Here is a 17,653-nt window from a genome sequence, read left to right on the forward strand (position 1 = left end):
AGATTATTGTAATTGAATATGTATAAATTATTAATTAGACCAATTCTATTCCTATTTGACCCTGAAAAGGTGCACCATTTCACATTTTCTTTTTTGAAATCTAGTTTTAAGATTCCATTTGTAAAAGGAATTGTAAAAAGTATGTATACAGTGAATCATGTCAGTTTAGAACGTGAATTGTTTGGACTTAAATTTAAGAACCCTGTGGGGTTAGGTGCAGGTTTCGATAAGAATGCTGTGCTCATTAATGAGTTAGAGAATTTTGGATTTGGTTTTATAGAAATTGGAACAGTTACACCACGTGCACAAGAGGGTAATCCTAAAAAGCGATTATTTCGTTTAAAAGCCGATAAAGGAATCATTAACCGAATGGGATTTAATAATGCAGGAGTTGAGGAGATTTCAAAGCGTTTGAAGGAGTTAAAGACAAATGTTATTATAGGTGGAAATATTGGAAAGATGACAAGTAGTTCATCAGATCAATACACCCAAGATTACTTGGAGTGTTTTAATGAATTGCATCCAAATGTTGATTATTTTGTTTTAAACGTAAGTTGTCCAAATGTTGGGTCTATGGCAAAATTACAAGACAAAGATTATTTGGTAGAATTGATTACTGCCGTTCAAAATGCCAATTCTAAATTTGAATTGCAAAGACCAATATTATTAAAAATTGCTCCAGATTTGAACGATGTACAATTACAAGAAATAATTGATTTGGTTGCTGAAACTAGGATTGACGGGGTAATTGCTTCAAATACTTCAACCAATAGAGAAGGTTTAAAAGTGAGTAATGAACGATTGGAGGAAATTGGAAATGGAGGACTTTCTGGCCAACCAGTGAAAGATAGAAGTACCAAAACGATTAAATTCTTAGCAGATAAATCGAACAAAGCATTTCCAATTATAGGAATTGGAGGTATACATTCTTCTAAAGATGCTCTTGAAAAGATTGAAGCAGGGGCCGATTTAGTTCAGGTTTATACCGGGTTTATTTATGAAGGGCCTGGTTTGGTAAAGAAAATTAACAAAGCATTAATTCGTTAGTTTATATCTTAATATTTACCGAACCCCTTTTTTGCCTAAGTTCAAAATACTCAATTTGAGTATTTTTTGAAATGAGAAAATTAGGTATCTTGCCGTTTATATAATTGAAATATTCAATAACGAAACCTTCTTTTGTCCTCACATATGCATTTAAAGTTTTTCAGACAATTCTTATACTGTTCTTTTTTATTTCTTTTACCTATTCAATTAATTGCCCAGCAAGATTATATTACTAGTACTTCAGAAATTGAAGGAAAAGGAGAAGCTAATGGGGGTGTCTATTGGTATAAAGCAACAGTGAAATGTAGAGCAGATGCACCTGGATTGGGAGATGTTCGTGTGCAATGTAGTATTACGAGTTATGAAATTACAATGTTCGAAATTAATGGTGAAACATATTCTAGATCAGAAGAAGGTTTTCCAATCGTAATAGATAAAGTAAGTAGTGATTTAAAAGCTACGTTTATTTTTACATATGATATTCATTTTTCTGAATATTTTAATAAAACCATTAGGGGTGTAGGTCAAGGATCTCTAGATATTGTATATCTAGATGACGATGAAGTAAAATCAATGGTCAATAGATTTGACCTTAAAACAAGTTCAGATTTTTATAAATTGAATTTTAGATTTGAAATTGATGAATTAAAGAATACTTATTTTGAAAGATTAGCCGAATTTAAATCATCTATTAATAAGAAAATTAATTCCTCATCAAGCAATTCTAAGTATAATTCTGAATTTGAGAAATGGGAGGCAGAGCAGAAGAGAAAGGCCGCAGATACAAAAAGAAGATTAGAAATTGAAGATGAAAAGGCTAGGGAAGAGTCCGAAAAATTAGTTCTAACTGATATTGAGTACCAAATGGCTGTTGGTGAAGCTCTAAAAAACAGTGATTTTTATTCATACAGAACAGGTGGATTTAGCGATCAACAGGCATTCCAAATGGTTCAAAATGATTGGCAATGGGAGGCCTTTGGGCAGCAAATGGAAAAGTCGATGACCGATCTAGGGATGTTGATAGTTTCTGGTTTCGAAAATAGAAGTCTTCGTAAACAAGCAGAAGAAACGGAAAGAAGACGTGAGTTAAAGGCTTACAAAATTGCATTTTCTGAATCTATAAAGCAAATAAACTCGGCAAATAGCAAGTTTTCAATTGATTTAAGAAAAAAAATTGACGCTGTATATCCGTCTGACTCGAATCCGGATAAATTGAAAAAAAGAGTTTTAGCATCGATTTCTGGATATCAAGACTTTATTTATTCTAGAAAGTTTAAAGGAGAACTAAATAACAGATTAAATGCAACTAGTGTTGCTGCAGGATTAACTAATTCTTCCCCAAACTATAGGGTAAGTTATTCGGGATATACACATCTTAAAATTAATGATGTTTATTTTAAGAATAACATCTTATATATGGATATAACTGAATCGTTAAAGGAGACTTCCGCGGATCAGAACACGGTTTCTAGATATAGCAAAACCGGACCCTTTTTACCTTATAAATATACAACTAGAACTTTTCTCAGAGTTGATGTTTTAAAGAAGGAGGCAATAATTGAAAGAAAAAGCTCATGGAATAATAATACGGCATTACCAGTTTCTGGTTTTATGGATAATGCGAGTTTTAATAAACAATTAGACTACATAAATGATATAAGGTTGATTCAGCCAACGAAAATAACCTATAAAAATGGTAAATTTAGTGGACTGCAACCAAATTTGAATCAATTATTAAATATCAATTTAGAAGAGTTAAGGATTGGGTTAATAAAAGAGAAAAATAAAAATTTGGCCAGTAACCATGTCTTTCTTAAGAAATTATTGGAAGAAACAAAAAGTCAATATGAATATAATAGGAGTTTTTTTAATAAAGCAAAAGTTTATGTATTAAACGATAAATCTTTTAAGAGTTCTAATCCAAATGAGGTGAATCTACTATTTCTACTCAGGCAAAAGAAATATATGATTTATTCTTTCCCAAAACGAGAATTATTTAACATGATGCTTAATGAAGAAGGGCGAACTATTTCAAATAGAATAAAAAGTGAGCCTGAAGTTATTTTAAATTATGATGATGGTTCACATTTATTTAGAAGAAATTTAGAAGGAGATTTAGATTTTATTGGAGGTGAAAATAATGAAGATTTATTATTAGCACGAATGAATGAACCCACAATATCAAACAAAGTTTATTCATTGCTATTGGGTGAGCAACTAATAAAAGATTCTGGCAGAATAAGTGGCAATGAGAATTATTTTTGGAATCCAAGAATTGAAATAGGAACTTATGATTATACTTATGATATTGATTTTGTAGAAAATAAAGAATTAAAAGAATATTATGATAAACTTAAAGCAATTCCTTCTGAGGAGATAAGTGATATAGGATTAAAAGTTAAGTTAAAAGTTCTTAAGCGTACTATGGGAGTAGCTGCAAGTATGAATGAATACAAATATGTAAATTCAATAAATATTAATTTTAAAGAAGGAGGAGATGAATATGATTTCGAGGCAGGATTCTATAAAAAAACTCATGGAGATGAAGTCTTAATGTTATCTTCAATTCCTTATGATTCTTATTCTAAGGAGTTTTTGGTTGCTGAAATGACAGAGTTTAAAATGCTAGAAAATTTGGATAGAAATTTTGATTTTAGAGAAGAAATGTTGGCACATTCATATAATAAGATATTAAAGCTTAAGCCAACTGAGCAATATTTTGACTCTAAAGGTAAAGAAGGTTTTGCTCAGAGATTAATGTCGAACTTGATGCTATTGACTGAAATAGATTATGCCACTGTTAAGAATGACGGAAGGATGAAACATTATAACAAGGATGGAATTTTAACGGGAATTGGATTTAGATTCAGTGGTAGAGATTACGGCTACTGGGAGTACTTTCATCCAAATGGTAAACTAAGGTTAAAAGCCACTTATAAACATGGTATAAAAGAGAGTCCAGACAGTTTGTACGAAGAGTTTGATAAAGAAGGGAGAATAATAAAAAAGGCAAATTTTGAATATGGCACTTCAGGAGATACCATGAAAAGTTATGAATACAAAAAAAATATGACTTTTGAATATTCTCATAACAATGATGGTATAAGACATGGACTAACAAAATGCTATAAAAATGGAGTACTATTTACGGAAGTAAACTATAATGAAGGAATTCGTGAGAATATGATATCAATGTATCATTCAAATGGTGTTTTAAAAGCAAAATATGAAGACATCAATGGAAGTATGCATGGTTATGTTCGTGAGTTTTATGAAAATGGAAAGATTAGATTAGAAGGAACATATGAGTATGGTGAGAAAAATGGTGTTTTTAAGGTTTATGATAGTAAAGGTAATTTTCTGAGAGAAGAAAATTATGTATATGGCTCTAAAGAATAGTTAAATTAATAAATATTAAAATTATCGTATGAAATCCAAACAAAAATATTTTTTATTAAACCTTGTAATAAGTATTAGTTTTATCTCTTTTTCTAATGCTCAGTTATTAAGCAAAATTCCTAGTACGAATCTTGACAAAAGTAAAACTGCTGGACTTTACAATAAAGAAAAGCAAAAGACTGGTGAATGGTCATATTATAGAAACGATAAATCCTTATTTGCAGAAGTAAATTATCTTAATGGAAAATTTCATGGCACACATAGCGTCTATTGGGAAAATGGTACTCTTTTTCAAGTTTCAAATTATGAATTGGGGAAGCTTGAAGGTGTTTCAAAGAAATATTTTGATGATGGTGTAATTGCTGAAACACGTTTTTATAAAAATGGATTAAAAGACGGGGAAGAAAAAATATATGAACATTCAGGTTTAATTTTTAGAATTAAGAACTTTAAAGATGGCCTTTATCATGGTCAAACCATTTATTTTGATGATGGTAAATTATTTAGTCGAGAGCAATATAAAAATGGAAAACTTATTGTACATAAGCAAAATTTTGACTGGGAAGGTTGGTTTGAAGATGTTGACTTAAGAAAAAAGGTAGAATTTGAGTTAATTGTAAATGAAGATGAGACAAATGCGATATTTATAATATATGAACCAGATTCCTATGATGATGATGAAACTCATGTTATGTATTACTGGAAAGGAAATGTTAAAATAGAAGGATATAAAGTTCTTGAAGACGGTAATTATGATATTATACCTAGTTTTGATGAGATAAAAGTAAACAGAGGTTCGGGAGTTTGGAAGCGCTATAATTCTGAAAATATAAATTCTGGACAAGCCACTTTTGAAAATGGATGGGAAGTTAAAAGAAAGACCTATTTTCCTAATGGCAAGTTATCATATGAGTCAGTTTTAGATGGCGATGTAAAAATGATTAAGACTTATTATCAAAGTGGAAAATTGAGGTCAGAAAGAAGAGATCTGAAAAGATATAAAAACAAGCGTTTTGATGATTACAAGTACATATTAGAAAGTAAAGAATATTTTGAAGACGGAAGAGTTAAGAAAATTCAAATGCCAGGATATTCTAGTTCAATATATTTTAACAAGGTAAAGGGTAAATGGCAAAAATATGTTATAGAATATGATAGTAAAGCTATAAGACATGGTTATCAAGTTGCAAGGATAGCAGACTCGGGTTCCCTTCATACTTGGTACAATGATAAAGACATTCGTATTATGCAAGGGAGAAAGAATTCCAGTTTAAAGGAAATAGGAATCTGGAAATATTTTGATGATGAAGGTAAATTACTTAAAGAAGAAAATTATGTGAATGGAAAAAAACAATAAGCATTATTTTTCCAAATTTTCAATTATTCTGGTATAAAATCGAATCACATCTTTAAAATCATCCACCGAAATTCGTTCATTAATTCCGTGAATGGCCTTAATGTTATCTTGATTTATATGTACTGGAATAAAGCGGTATATGTTATCTGAAACATTTTTATAATGCTTTGAATCGGTAGCAGCAACTACCAGCGTAGGAGCCACTAAAACATCATTACCATAAATTTCTTTAATGGTTTTATGAATAGTTCTAAAAGATTCCGTCTCCGTTTCTGAAACCACAGAAGGATCTGAGTTAAAGCCACCTTCAGAGATAGTAATTCTATCGTCATTAATCAAAGTTTCAATTCGTTCTTTTACCAATGCCACTGTTTCACCTGGTAAAATTCTAAAATTCAGCATAGCAGAAGCAGACTGTGGAATGACATTATCTTTAACACCCGCATTAAAAATTGTAGGTGAGGTAGTGGTTCTTACCATGGCATTACCAGAAGCCGTTTTTTCGTAAATACCTGTAATAACACTTTCAAATATTCCGGCATTGGCAAAAACTAAATTATTTGGAAAACCCATTTCTGGGCCAAGATATGCTATAAAACCATCCAAAGGTTGAGATAATTTTGCTGGGAATGGATTTGTTTTGAGTTTTGAAATAGCACTAGATAAAACATCAATGGCTGTTTCTTTAGATGGCATAGAAGAGTGCCCGCCTTCAATTTTTGTCGATAATTGAATAGATACAGAGCCTTTTTCTGCGATTCCAATTAAAGCCACGTCTTTGTCAATACCAGGAATTAACCCTTGTGTAATTACACTTCCTTCGTCTAAAATAAATTCCGCTTCAATATCGTTGTCTTCTAAATATTTTGCCATTACAGCGGCTCCATTATTACCACCAATTTCTTCATCATGACCGAATGCATAATAAATGCTTCGTTCTGGTTGAAAACCTGATTTTAGCAAGGCCTCGGTAGCTTCCAAAATACCGATAACATTTACCTTATCGTCCATAGTGCCTCGGCCCCAAATAACATCATCTTTTATAATTCCTTTAAATGGCGCCTCTTTCCATTCTTTTCTATTTTTTTCAATTACAGGAACAACATCTATATGTCCCATTAAAACAATTGGTTTTAAAGAAGTGTTACTTCCTTTCCATAAATATAAATGACTATAAGAATTGAATAATTTTTTATCTAACAAAGAATCTGTAAGTGGATAGGTTTCTTTTAAAAAGATATTGAATTTATCGAATTCCGAAAAATCAATTGCTTCTGTATTTTCGGTTGAGATCGTTTTAATTTGAATAGCCTGGGCGAGATGTTTAATAACATCTTCATCAATTTTGATTTTATCAATAGGAGCAACAACTATTTGCTTTGAGTTTGTAGTGAAAAGATTAAAAAATAAATAACAAATAAATAGAAGAATGACTGTCGCTAATACTATTAGAACCTTTTTCATTTTTTAAGATGCATTTTTGATATAATTATTGGAGTACATGTTCCTTCCGTAATTTTCTTCTCTGTTAAAACATAAACATTCTCCTTGCTTTTCAAAGCTTCAAATTCAAAATTAATTTCCATGTTATTTAATTGTTTTTTAGACAATCTATAGACTTCGTTTCCTGGGTCTTCAACGTTGGGTTGCATAGAAATCATAAAATCTTCATTCAAATCTCCATCTAATAAAGTTATTTTAACTTCCATTTCTAAATCTACATAAGTACATGGCCCGCCTACTTTATTTTCTTTTTTACATGAAACAATACAAAGCAATACAAGAGCGGATATAAGGAAAAACTGTTTTTTCATAAGTAAAAATTAAAAAGTATAAATATAAGAATTGTTATTTCATTAGTAAGTAATAGCTGTATTACTTTCGTATATTTGAACGTATGGAAAAGGTAAAAATTATAGAATGTCCTAGAGATGCCATGCAAGGCATTAAATCTCATTTTATTTCTACTGAATTAAAGTCACAATATATTAATATGCTGTTGAATGTTGGCTTTGATACCATAGATTTTGGCAGTTTTGTGTCTCCTAAGGCAATTCCTCAAATGAGAGATACAGCCGACGTGTTAAGGCGTTTAGATCTATCCAAAACTTCAAGTAAACTTTTGGCAATTGTTGCAAATGTACGAGGGGCGAATGACGCATGTGCTTTTGAAGAAATTGATTATTTGGGGTATCCATTTTCTATATCAGAAATATTTCAAATGCGGAATACTGGTAAAACGATTGCAGAATCCTTAATTATTTTAGATGAGTTGTTAAACTTGGCAAGCAAAACTAAAAAAGAGGTAGTTGCTTATCTTTCTATGGGTTTCGGAAATCCATATGGAGACCCTTGGAATGTTGATATTGTATCTGAATGGACAGAGAAATTGTCCGAAATGGGAGTTAAAACGCTTTCATTGTCTGATACCATTGGAGTTGCTGATGGTGAAACAATTGAATATCTTTTTACTAATTTAATTCCAAAGTATTCGAAAATAGAATTTGGAGCTCATTTACATACAACTCCAGATTCTTGGCATGAAAAGGTAGATGCGGCTTACAAAGGCGGCTGTTTGCGGTTTGATGGAGCAATTAAAGGGTATGGTGGTTGTCCCATGGCAAAAGATGATTTAACCGGTAATATGCCTACTGAGAAATTGGTGTCCTATTTTACACAGCAAAAAGCAAACACCAATTTGAACCCATTAGCATTTGAAAGTGCATATAATAAGGCCATGCGTGTATTTAGCTAGCATAAAATTTCATGAAAAAAAAAGAAAGAAATAAAGGCGTTTTGTTCCCTCCATTGGTTGGATATTCTTTTCCTTCTTTAATCAGAGTATTAAGGGTTCATCATATTTCACCACAATACTATTTAAAGGTTTTATTTATTTTACTCATAAACTTAATAAACCTCCCTTTTAGATTGTACGAACAAGTTTTTGTCAATCCAAGGTTTAGAGGCAAGCCTATTAAAAACGCTCCAATTTTTATAATAGGGCATTGGAGGAGTGGAACAACCCATTTGCATAATTTATTAAGTCAAGATGCTCAAATGGGATATGTAACTACCTACCAAAGTGTATTTCCGGATACTTTGTTTAATAAGTTAGGTCGCTTACTTTTTAGAGGTTTTATGAAGTTTCTTATTCCTGAAAAACGTGAAGGCGACAATGTTGTTTTAAATCCTAAGTTGCCGCAAGAGGAAGAGTTTACCATAGGACATCGTGTCCCATTGAGTTATTATCTTTTTTGGTTTTTCCCGAAGAAAAGTGCAATCATTTTTAAAAGGTGTATAAAATTAAACGGAATACATAAAGAGAATAAAAACAAATGGATAGAAGAGTACAAATTAATAATTAGCAAAGCGCTAAAAAACACGAACGGAGATATTTTTTTATCAAAAAACCCACCTAATACCGCAAGGATTGATGTGCTACTAGAAATGTTTCCAAATGCTAAATTTATTCATATTCATAGAAATCCGTTTGATGTATATTTATCTACACAGAATTTTTTTAGAAAAATGATGCCTCATTTACAATTAGAAAACATCAATAAAGAGGAGGTAAATGAATTGGTAATAGAAGGTTATAACAGACTAATGCAGGATTATTTCAAAAATAAAGACTTAATTCCAAAGGATAATTTATACGAATTATCTTTTGATGATTTAGAATCTTCTTCGATGAACTGCTTGAAAGAAATTTACAAGAAATTGCAAATAAATGGGTTTGATGAAGCTTCTATTAAATTTGAGAAATATATAGATGCAATGAAAAGTTATAAAAAAAATAAATTGTCCGTAGATCAGAAGGAATTGGATCTTGTTTCAGAACAATGGGCGTTTATGACAAGTACATATAATTATTCCGTTCCTGCTCATATTGAAATTTTGAATAATGCTTAGTTTTCAGAAATATTTATTGTTTGTATTTATTGCGATTAATTCCTTTGGGTATTCTCAAGAAAATTGGGAATTAATACAGGATAAGGATGAAATATTTATTTATACAAGAAATGAAGAGAACACTTCTTTTAAGGCTTTTAAAGCGCAGTTAGAAATGAATACTTCCATACATCGGTTTGTATATGAAATTCAGAATCTAGAAGGTTTTAAAGATTGGGGGTACAAAATAAAGGAGGTTAATTTGCTAGAACGCCAAGGCGATACCGTTCAGATTTATTATGCAGAATCAAAAGCGCCATTTCCGTTTAAAAATAGAGATGGGATTTACAAAAACACCTTTAGATGGAATTCTGAATTAGAAATATTATCAATTCCAATAGCTGTTCTACATGAGTACTTACCAGAAAAGGAAAATAATGTTAGAGTTAAAGGAATAGGTTACTGGGAGGTTACGAAATTAGCAGAAAACAAATTACAAGTTATTTTTCAAATGAGCATTGATCCTGGTGGAGGAATTCCGGCTTGGCTATCAAATATTTTCATAACAGATTCGCCGTATAGTACGTTGATTAATTTAAAGAAGTTAGTTGAAAAACCAATTGAAAAGGACCTGCACTTCAATTTCTTAAATTAAACCTGACTTGGTTGAGTCTTTAATTTTTCAGTTTTTCAACCAAAAATTCATCATCCTTTAATCCTGTATCAAACTTAAGATCTTTTAAAGTTATTGCTGTACTGTGTTGTTTCTTATGATCTGTCATCAATACGTTTTCTGCATACCAATACTTACCAAATTTTTTATAATTGTACGTTGCCGTCTTAAAATAATCATCATTTTTATTGAAATATTTCATTTCTAGAGGGAACTTATTCGTCTTGTCGAGTGTCACTATAATTTTAGTGTATTTTGATTTATCCGTTTTTGGCCTCAAGGAAATAAGGTAGGTATTTACATCTTCACTATCTAAAAGTTGTGGGTTGTAACGATCGCCAAAAGGAGTTCCGCTCATGTCTTCATGAGAAAAATCAGTACCAGTAAAGGCTTGACTTTTACTAAGTAAGGTGATTTTAATAGGTTTTCCAAAAGCGGGCATATACATCCAAATAATATCATCTGGTAGGGTAAGGGTAGCAATACCTGCTTGTTTTTCTGGTTTGGTATAGCGAAATAATTTTTTATAACGCCCTAATTGTTTCATTGAGGCTTCTCTAATTTTTTGCTTTCCAGATTTATCTGTTGTAACAATTTCAACAGTTGCTGTTCTATCTTTACCCGCTCCAATAATAGCATCCATTTCTTTTAATAACTGCACTCCATTTTGAGCGATACCTTCAAGAGGGCAAAATAGAATTAATAAAACCAATAGAGTTGAAATGTTGTTAAAACGCATAGATTATTTTTTATGTAAAACGACTAAAATTGCTGGTAATAAAGTTAAGGCTCCTAAACTAGAACTTACCATACTGGTTGCAATTAATATACCGAAGTATTGCAGCGGAACCATGTCAGAAAAAATTAGCACTAAGAAACCTGCAGATACGGATATAACATTGATAATAATAGCATTACCACTTATAAGAATAGATTTTTCTATAGCCATTATTGAATTGCTATTCGCTTTTATTTCGTGGTTAAAATGCGAAATGATATGAATTGAATAATCAATACCAATTCCTAAAGCAACACTAGCCACCAAAACCGTGGCAATATTTAATGAGATGCCAAATAAGCCCATTATTCCGAAAAGCAATACTATAGCAGCTACAATTGGAATACTGGCTAGTAAACCGCTTTTAATAGACTTTAGCATAAGGCCCACAATTAAAATTACAAATACAATTGCAATACTGATACTTCCTAATTGACTATTAATTAAACTTCGGTCCATGGTTGTATCAACAAAAGGCATACCTGTTATATCTATTTTTACGCCTTCAGCAGCATTAGCATCTATATATGCATTCATTTTGTTTTTAAAAGCAATTTTCTCATCATTTTCGGGCGATTTAAATTTAGATATGATAATACCTTCAGATAAATCTTCATTTACAAATCTATTTAAGGTTTCATTCCCATCAATTAAAAACCATAATTGTGCAATTTGATCAGCATCGGTTGGTATTGCGCGCTCTCCGGAAATTACGTAATTCAATTCTGAGATTAAATGCGCAATGGACATGGTTGTATAAATGTTTTCGTTTTGTTCCATGTAACTAGCGGTTTCCCACATTTTTTGCAATACTTCTGGACTTTGCATATCGCCTTTAAAACGAACAAACACTGGCTTTGTTCCACCAAATTTATCAACCATAATGGCTTCTGCTTGTCGCGTGGGGTTTTCCGGTTTAAAATACTCTTGAATGTCGACACTGCGCTCAATAAAGAAAATCCCAGTGATAGAAAATCCAATTATCAAACTCCAAAACCCAATTATTCTTTTAGGATATTTTATAACCAACGCTTGTATCCATTTTAAAAAAGGTGTTAATACTGATTTCTTAACTAGCGTATTTGTCTTGAGCTTTTTTGAGTTAAAAATTTCTAACACTGATGGAACAAAGAAAACCGCTAACAAACAAGCAAAAATAGTTCCGGCCGCAGTAAAGATTCCAAAGTCTATAATCATTTGCAAATAAGCTCCAAACACAAAGGATATAAACCCTATTGAAGTAGTTATTGCTGCTAGCAACACAGGAATAAGCACAAAAGAAAGTCCTATACTTACAGCGTGATTCGTGTCAGTAGTTTGTTCTATTCTGTTGATAACGTGAATAGCGTAGGCGCTTCCTACAGCCAATAAGATAATTGGCATGTTATTGGAAATCATAGACATGTTATACCCCAAAACAGCCATCAATCCTAAACTCCAAATAATAGCGATTACTGCTGTTAATAATGGAAGTAAGACACCTTTTATCGATCTGAAACTTATTAAAAGAACAATAGCAATAACTAAAAACGCAATGGGTAGGAGCGTGGTTAAATCATTTCGCATCAATTCAGAAATGTATGTCACTAACATTGGAGAACCTATATAATAAATATGTTCTGGTAGGTTTAATGATTCGGATTTCTCGATAACTTCTTTGGCAACAGTATTAACATCAGCATCATCTGTAAGTGTAAATATTATTAGGGTAGCAGTTTCGTCTTCCGACACAATACTGCCTTTATACATTTTGTTGTTAAGAACATTTTGTCGTAAGATTTCTAAATCTTCTGTAGTTTTTGGCATATCGTATTCATCAACCAAATTCCCAATTTCAATTCCAAAACCTTCACCTTTTATATTGATGATATTTGTAAGACTTGATACTGAGCCAATACCATTTATCTTACTCAAAGAATCAGTTAGTGTTTTAACGTATTCTATTACCGAAGTCTGATATATATTATCAGTTTCTAAAATGATAACACCCATTCTGTTCCCTCCAAATTTCTCACCTATTTCCTTTAATAAAACAGCATCCTTGTCATTTTTTGGCAAAGACCTTAAAATATCAGCATCTATTTGTAAATTGGATAGTTGACTGCCAAAAAATAGGGTCAATCCAGTAACTATTGCGATAACAAACCATCGAAAGCGAACAATATTTTTAGAAAATTGATTCAAAATAATTGAAAATTATAGGATGAAAATAAGGTTTTAAAAGGAATTCTACCAAATCATAGGTATAAATGCTTTTCTGTTCATTGGATAATCTTTAAAATGTTCTTGATACCATTTATGATGCCTTAATGCACGCGGAATTAGATTTGCGGCCGTCCAAATTAAAAAACAAGTAGCAGGAATATTCCAAGCCATTAACGCAAAACCAGCCCATTGTATAAGCTCTGTAAAATGGTTAGGGCAGGAGATATACCTGAATAAATAGCCCCTTGGAATTTTATATCCTGTTTCTCCAGGTTTTCTAAGATGAATTAATATATGGTCACTTATTTGGTTCGATATAAAGCCAAAAATAAATAGTAACATACCAAGGTAGAAATTCCAAGTAGAAAAATTAACAGCCGTGTACTGCTCCAATTCAGCGAGATAATAACCATTAGTTCCTGCATTTACTAAATTGAAAAATACAGCGGATAGCGCGATGAAAACTGGCATCTTTTTTCCTTTAGTTCTTATTCTAAATGGGTAAATAAATGTGCGATTGAAATAATGAATCAACCAAAGTATGCTTAACATTGTGGCATAAGGGCTCTGGTTGGAAACAATAAAAAAATAAAAAATAATGGCAAAAGAGGGTAACTCCATTAAAACCCAACCCAGTTTATTAGATAGTTCTGGACCCCAGCCTTTTTTTATATGACGTCCGTAAGGAGCAGCCACAAATTGAAGTACTATAAATGAACCTATTCCGGTTAGTCCCCATAAGATACAGGCCAAGTAAAAATGCTCTAAAGTCATAATTTATTTGTTGTTTTAAACCAATTGATCAAATCATTTATGGTTTCTTGAGTAGGTCTAATTTCATGTTTTAAAAGACGGACTGCTTTACTGTTGTCCATTACCTTTGGGCCATAATTTAAAGTTATTAAACTCTCTTTACTAATAGGCCAATCAAATTTAAAAGCCCTTTTTATAAGTGCTATTATTGGTAACAGTACAATTAATAAATCTAATGAGATTCTTTTAAATTTTTTAGTTGGATTCGCTAGTTGAGCAATATCAAAAATACTCATGTATGCTCCAGTTACTAGATATATCTCACCAGATTTTCCAAGTGTAATGCTATTAATAATAGTTCTGGTAACATCTCTAACATCAACAACATTATAGCCTCCAGAGGTTAGAAAGGGAAACTTTCCGTTTGCAAAATCTAAAATGGCATTTCCAAAGTGAGACGGTATATGGTCAGGTGGCCCTACAATGGCTGAAGGTCTTAAGATTATAGCATCTAATCCTTCTTTTTTAATAGCCGTTACAACTGCTTCTTCTGCCAATGCTTTTGAATGACCGTAAACAAAATCTGCATTCGTTTTATAGGGTCTTTCTTCATTGAAAACTTCATTCTCAGAACTTTCGGCTACGGCGTTGGTAGAACTTATATAAATGAGTTTGACATTATGTTTAAGGCATTTTTCAATGATGTTTTTAGTTCCATTTACGTTGATGTCAAGAACTTTTTCAGAAGCGATATTACCAATAGAAATTACGCCGGCACAATGAATTACAACAGAAGTGTTTTCTATTAAAAGTTCTAACGAGTCCTCATTTTTTAAATCTCCTTTTATCCAGGTGAGATTAGGGTGCTGCGTTACATTTAATGAGGATCGGTATAAAGATTTTACAGTATAACCTAGTTCAATAAGATGAAGCAATACATTATTCCCTAAATGACCTGTAGCTCCTGTTAGACCAATTTTCAAAGATTCGCCCATAACTTATAAGAATTCAAATAGTAAGTAAAAAACGATAAGACACATTATGAAAATGGCAACGTTATTTATCATTTGTTGTTTTTTTGCTCTTGCTCTTATTTTTGTTTTAATAATCTCCAATTCTTCATCAGATACTTTTGGGAATTTAATTTTTCTTTGTGAAGAAGTCGAAATGGTTCTATATTTTCTTTTATAATAAACTCTGTCTTGATGATTCTTAACTTTGTTCATTAATGATGCAAATGTCGTTAACCCTCCCATAATTATTGATTTAAGTAAGCGTTAATTGCTACAGAATATTTCTCTAAAATCTTTTTTATGTCATCACAGGTTTCAAAATAATTAGTTTGCATGCGCATTCTTAGGGCCAAAATATTTGAATAGTCCCTGTTTTGAATAAAAGCCTCCTTATCTCGTGTAAATTTTGTTTTTGAAATTTTAACACCATTTAAAGAATCCCAATTGGTTGCAACAGCTGAGTATTTCATTAAATAGGGCTGTTGGTATTCATCCCAAACATGTTGGGCATCTATAGAGTTTTCATCAATAAAATTAACATGTGAACCAATTTTAAGAATATCGTGTTTTAACTTTTCGTCGTGCAAATATTCTAAAACTCCGGAATTAATTAAATCTTCAAAGGTTGACGTTGATAAGACTACACCATAAATGGGTCTTGTACCATCCATAATTGAACGAATTTTTAATTCGTCAAATTTAAAGGCCTCAGGTGAATTTAATGCTTCTAAATCTTTGGCAGAATTTTCAATGTCTTCTTGTATAGCCTCTAATTTACTATTTAGTCTTGAAATGTTTAACTGAATCTCAGTATTTAAAGAGATTAAGTATGTTCGTGTTTTTTGATTTTGGTTATATTCTTGTCTTGATGTATTTATTTGCAATGCAATTAGAATGCCTACTACTACCAATAAAATTTCACCAATGGCATAAACAAGGTATTTACCCAAACGACTTTCGGCAAGCGCCTTTCTTCGGGGTTTATTAAAGAGTTTGATCATTTAGTTGATTGGTATTTAAGCATTGGTTAGCATAAATATAATCAAAAAAAATGTCATTTTCTAAAATTGAAGTATTTGATAGATTTTAGAATTATTCTTCTAATAGAAAGTTTTTCAACTCATCATAAGTAGAAATTTCAGTTGCAACTTTTTCTTTTCCTAAAACAGATTTAATTTGTTCAGGTATTTCGATTGAGTTTGCAATATCTTCATCTAAAACAGGTAAGAATTTAATTGGATGCGCAGTTTCTAAAAATATTCCTTGTGCATTTTCTAATTGCTCCATTTCTTTCTTTAAGCCTAAATAACCAACTGCCCCATGTGGATCAGCGGCATAATTACAATTGTTAAATAAATGAAGCATTGCCGCGTGTGTTTCACCATCGGAATACGAGTAGGAGTGTAGGTTCCTCTTTAATACTTCAAAATCATTATTGTGCAATTTTTCAATTCTGATAAAATTACTAGGGTCTCCAACATCCATGGCGTTAGAAATTGTTTGTACAGATGGTTTCGGTTCATAGTTACCCGTTTCTAAGTAATCTGTTACCACTTTATTGGCATTGGTACTTGCAACAAATAAATCTATAGGGAGTCCTAATTTTTGAGCCATCATTCCTGCACAAATATTTCCATAGTTTCCGGATGGGATGGAAAATACTAATTTCTTATTTTGAGATTCTTCGACAGGCTCAGAATGACAATCTTTATTTTTTAACTTTAATTGTTTGTACGCAAAACCGAAATAAAACATTTGTGGTAACCATCGCGCAATATTTATAGAGTTAGCCGAAGTCAACTGCATTTTTGATGTAATGGATTCATCTAAAAATGCTTTCTTTACCATGGCTTGGCAATCATCAAAAACACCATGAACTTCTAAGGCTCTTATATTTTGCCCTAATGTGGTTAATTGGTTTTCTTGAATATCACTTACCTTTCCACTCGGATATAAAATGACAACATCTACACCGTTTACACCTAAAAATCCACTAGCGACCGCGCCTCCAGTATCTCCAGAAGTCGCAACTAATACAGTTACATGATTTATGTTTTCTTTATTAAAATAAGATAAGCACCGCGCCATAAAGCGAGCGCCAACATCTTTAAAAGCCATGGTAGGCCCATGAAATAACTCAAGTGAATATACATCCTTTTCTACCTCAACAATAGGAAAGTCAAATTGTAATACATCTGCAATAATTGCTTTTAAATCATCTTCAGGAATTTCGTTCCCAACAAATTGTTTTATAAGTTCAAAAGCAATTTCATTATTGGTATAAGATTCAATATTCTCAAAGAAATTTTTTGGAAGTGCTGAAATTTGATCAGGAAAATACAATCCTTTATCTGGAGCCAACCCTTTAATTACAGCATCTTTAAAAGATGTTTTTGGTGCGTTGTTATTTAGACTATAATAGTTCATTTTTCTTTTTATTCGTCATTGCGATTCGTTTTTAACGAAGAAGCAATATGTTGTTATTGTTATTACCGTGTAGACGGGAATCCATTTTTGCATGTTGAGATTCTTCACTT

General features: G+C 31.7%; 15 protein-coding genes. 6 read left to right on the plus strand and 9 right to left on the minus strand.

Translation table 11 applies throughout. From position 1 onward, the window contains the following. The first annotated feature begins 18 nt into the window (after positions 1–18). From RM519_RS01365 to RM519_RS01375, 3 genes are all read left to right on the plus strand, one after another. Complete coding sequence (locus RM519_RS01365; protein ID WP_311591692.1) at positions 19–1,047, plus strand: quinone-dependent dihydroorotate dehydrogenase; 1,029 nt, start codon at positions 19–21, stop codon at positions 1,045–1,047. Between the two features lie 144 nt (positions 1,048–1,191). After that, a complete protein-coding gene (locus RM519_RS01370; RefSeq protein WP_311591694.1) occupies positions 1,192–4,446 on the plus strand; it encodes a toxin-antitoxin system YwqK family antitoxin in 3,255 nt (1,084 codons plus the stop codon). A gap of 28 nt (positions 4,447–4,474) precedes the next feature. Continuing rightward, positions 4,475–5,803 carry a toxin-antitoxin system YwqK family antitoxin gene (locus RM519_RS01375; RefSeq protein WP_311591695.1) on the plus strand — a complete coding sequence of 443 codons (1,329 nt, stop codon included), beginning with the start codon at positions 4,475–4,477 and terminating at the stop codon, positions 5,801–5,803. A gap of 3 nt (positions 5,804–5,806) precedes the next feature. Here RM519_RS01375 and RM519_RS01380 read toward each other — a convergent pair whose 3' ends face one another. After that, a complete protein-coding gene (locus tag RM519_RS01380) occupies positions 5,807–7,267 on the minus strand; it encodes a M20 family peptidase (RefSeq protein WP_311591696.1) in 1,461 nt (486 codons plus the stop codon). Beyond that, a complete protein-coding gene (locus tag RM519_RS01385; RefSeq protein ID WP_311591697.1) occupies positions 7,264–7,617 on the minus strand; it encodes a hypothetical protein in 354 nt (117 codons plus the stop codon). The genes RM519_RS01380 and RM519_RS01385 overlap by 4 nt, the downstream gene beginning before the upstream one ends. Before the next feature lie 83 nt (positions 7,618–7,700). Between RM519_RS01385 and RM519_RS01390 the strand changes: the two genes are divergently transcribed. Genes RM519_RS01390 through RM519_RS01400 form a run of 3 tightly spaced genes read left to right on the plus strand, consistent with a single transcriptional unit; the run spans position 7,701 to position 10,349 of the window. Further along, positions 7,701–8,558 carry a hydroxymethylglutaryl-CoA lyase gene (locus RM519_RS01390; RefSeq protein ID WP_311591698.1) on the plus strand — a complete coding sequence of 286 codons (858 nt, stop codon included), beginning with the start codon at positions 7,701–7,703 and terminating at the stop codon, positions 8,556–8,558. A gap of 11 nt (positions 8,559–8,569) precedes the next feature. Continuing rightward, a complete protein-coding gene (locus tag RM519_RS01395; protein ID WP_311591699.1) occupies positions 8,570–9,715 on the plus strand; it encodes a sulfotransferase family protein in 1,146 nt (381 codons plus the stop codon). After that, positions 9,708–10,349 (plus strand): SRPBCC family protein, encoded by a 642-nt coding sequence (locus RM519_RS01400; RefSeq protein ID WP_311591700.1) that lies wholly within the window; start codon positions 9,708–9,710, stop codon positions 10,347–10,349. Before RM519_RS01395 ends, RM519_RS01400 begins: the two co-directional genes overlap by 8 nt. A 19-nt stretch (positions 10,350–10,368) precedes the next feature. Here RM519_RS01400 and RM519_RS01405 read toward each other — a convergent pair whose 3' ends face one another. The 7 genes from RM519_RS01405 to thrC form a co-directional block, all read right to left on the minus strand. Further along, the gene (locus RM519_RS01405) at positions 10,369–11,106 is read right to left on the minus strand and encodes an outer membrane lipoprotein-sorting protein (RefSeq protein ID WP_311591701.1); all 738 of its coding nucleotides are present in this window, start codon (positions 11,104–11,106) and stop codon (positions 10,369–10,371) included. Positions 11,107–11,109: 3 nt separating this feature from the next. After that, complete coding sequence (locus RM519_RS01410; protein WP_311591702.1) at positions 11,110–13,329, minus strand: efflux RND transporter permease subunit; 2,220 nt, start codon at positions 13,327–13,329, stop codon at positions 11,110–11,112. A 45-nt stretch (positions 13,330–13,374) separates the two neighbouring features. Continuing rightward, complete coding sequence (locus RM519_RS01415; protein WP_311591703.1) at positions 13,375–14,124, minus strand: DUF1295 domain-containing protein; 750 nt, start codon at positions 14,122–14,124, stop codon at positions 13,375–13,377. Further along, positions 14,121–15,098: an NAD-dependent epimerase/dehydratase family protein gene (locus RM519_RS01420; RefSeq protein WP_311591704.1), complete on the minus strand. Its 978-nt coding sequence runs from the start codon at positions 15,096–15,098 to the stop codon at positions 14,121–14,123. The genes RM519_RS01415 and RM519_RS01420 overlap by 4 nt, the downstream gene beginning before the upstream one ends. A 3-nt stretch (positions 15,099–15,101) precedes the next feature. Further along, on the minus strand, positions 15,102–15,359 hold the full coding sequence (locus RM519_RS01425) for a hypothetical protein (RefSeq protein WP_311591705.1): 258 nt from the start codon (positions 15,357–15,359) through the stop codon (positions 15,102–15,104). Between the two features lie 2 nt (positions 15,360–15,361). Next, positions 15,362–16,117 carry a coiled-coil domain-containing protein gene (locus RM519_RS01430; protein WP_311591706.1) on the minus strand — a complete coding sequence of 252 codons (756 nt, stop codon included), beginning with the start codon at positions 16,115–16,117 and terminating at the stop codon, positions 15,362–15,364. A gap of 91 nt (positions 16,118–16,208) precedes the next feature. Continuing rightward, positions 16,209–17,543: a threonine synthase gene (gene thrC / locus RM519_RS01435; RefSeq protein ID WP_311591707.1), complete on the minus strand. Its 1,335-nt coding sequence runs from the start codon at positions 17,541–17,543 to the stop codon at positions 16,209–16,211. Between the last annotated feature and the right edge of the window lie 110 nt (positions 17,544–17,653).

Origin of the sequence: Urechidicola vernalis (assembly GCF_031846385.1) — a bacterium.
Classification (GTDB): Bacteria; Bacteroidota; Bacteroidia; order Flavobacteriales; family Flavobacteriaceae; genus Urechidicola; species Urechidicola vernalis.

Excerpts from the sequence above, each read along its gene's own strand:
- RM519_RS01365 (WP_311591692.1), top strand. The coding sequence starts at position 19 with ATGTATAAATTATTAATTAGACCAATTCTATTCCTATTTGACCCTGAA.
- RM519_RS01390 (WP_311591698.1), top strand. The coding sequence starts at position 7,701 with ATGGAAAAGGTAAAAATTATAGAATGTCCTAGAGATGCCATGCAAGGC.
- RM519_RS01380 (WP_311591696.1), bottom strand. The coding sequence starts at position 7,267 with ATGAAAAAGGTTCTAATAGTATTAGCGACAGTCATTCTTCTATTTATT.
- RM519_RS01405 (WP_311591701.1), bottom strand. The coding sequence starts at position 11,106 with ATGCGTTTTAACAACATTTCAACTCTATTGGTTTTATTAATTCTATTT.
- RM519_RS01385 (WP_311591697.1), bottom strand. The coding sequence starts at position 7,617 with ATGAAAAAACAGTTTTTCCTTATATCCGCTCTTGTATTGCTTTGTATT.
- RM519_RS01375 (WP_311591695.1), top strand. The coding sequence starts at position 4,475 with ATGAAATCCAAACAAAAATATTTTTTATTAAACCTTGTAATAAGTATT.
- RM519_RS01430 (WP_311591706.1), bottom strand. The coding sequence starts at position 16,117 with ATGATCAAACTCTTTAATAAACCCCGAAGAAAGGCGCTTGCCGAAAGT.
- RM519_RS01420 (WP_311591704.1), bottom strand. The coding sequence starts at position 15,098 with ATGGGCGAATCTTTGAAAATTGGTCTAACAGGAGCTACAGGTCATTTA.
- RM519_RS01395 (WP_311591699.1), top strand. The coding sequence starts at position 8,570 with ATGAAAAAAAAAGAAAGAAATAAAGGCGTTTTGTTCCCTCCATTGGTT.
- RM519_RS01370 (WP_311591694.1), top strand. The coding sequence starts at position 1,192 with ATGCATTTAAAGTTTTTCAGACAATTCTTATACTGTTCTTTTTTATTT.
- thrC (WP_311591707.1), bottom strand. The coding sequence starts at position 17,543 with ATGAACTATTATAGTCTAAATAACAACGCACCAAAAACATCTTTTAAA.
- RM519_RS01415 (WP_311591703.1), bottom strand. The coding sequence starts at position 14,124 with ATGACTTTAGAGCATTTTTACTTGGCCTGTATCTTATGGGGACTAACC.
- RM519_RS01425 (WP_311591705.1), bottom strand. The coding sequence starts at position 15,359 with ATGGGAGGGTTAACGACATTTGCATCATTAATGAACAAAGTTAAGAAT.
- RM519_RS01400 (WP_311591700.1), top strand. The coding sequence starts at position 9,708 with ATGCTTAGTTTTCAGAAATATTTATTGTTTGTATTTATTGCGATTAAT.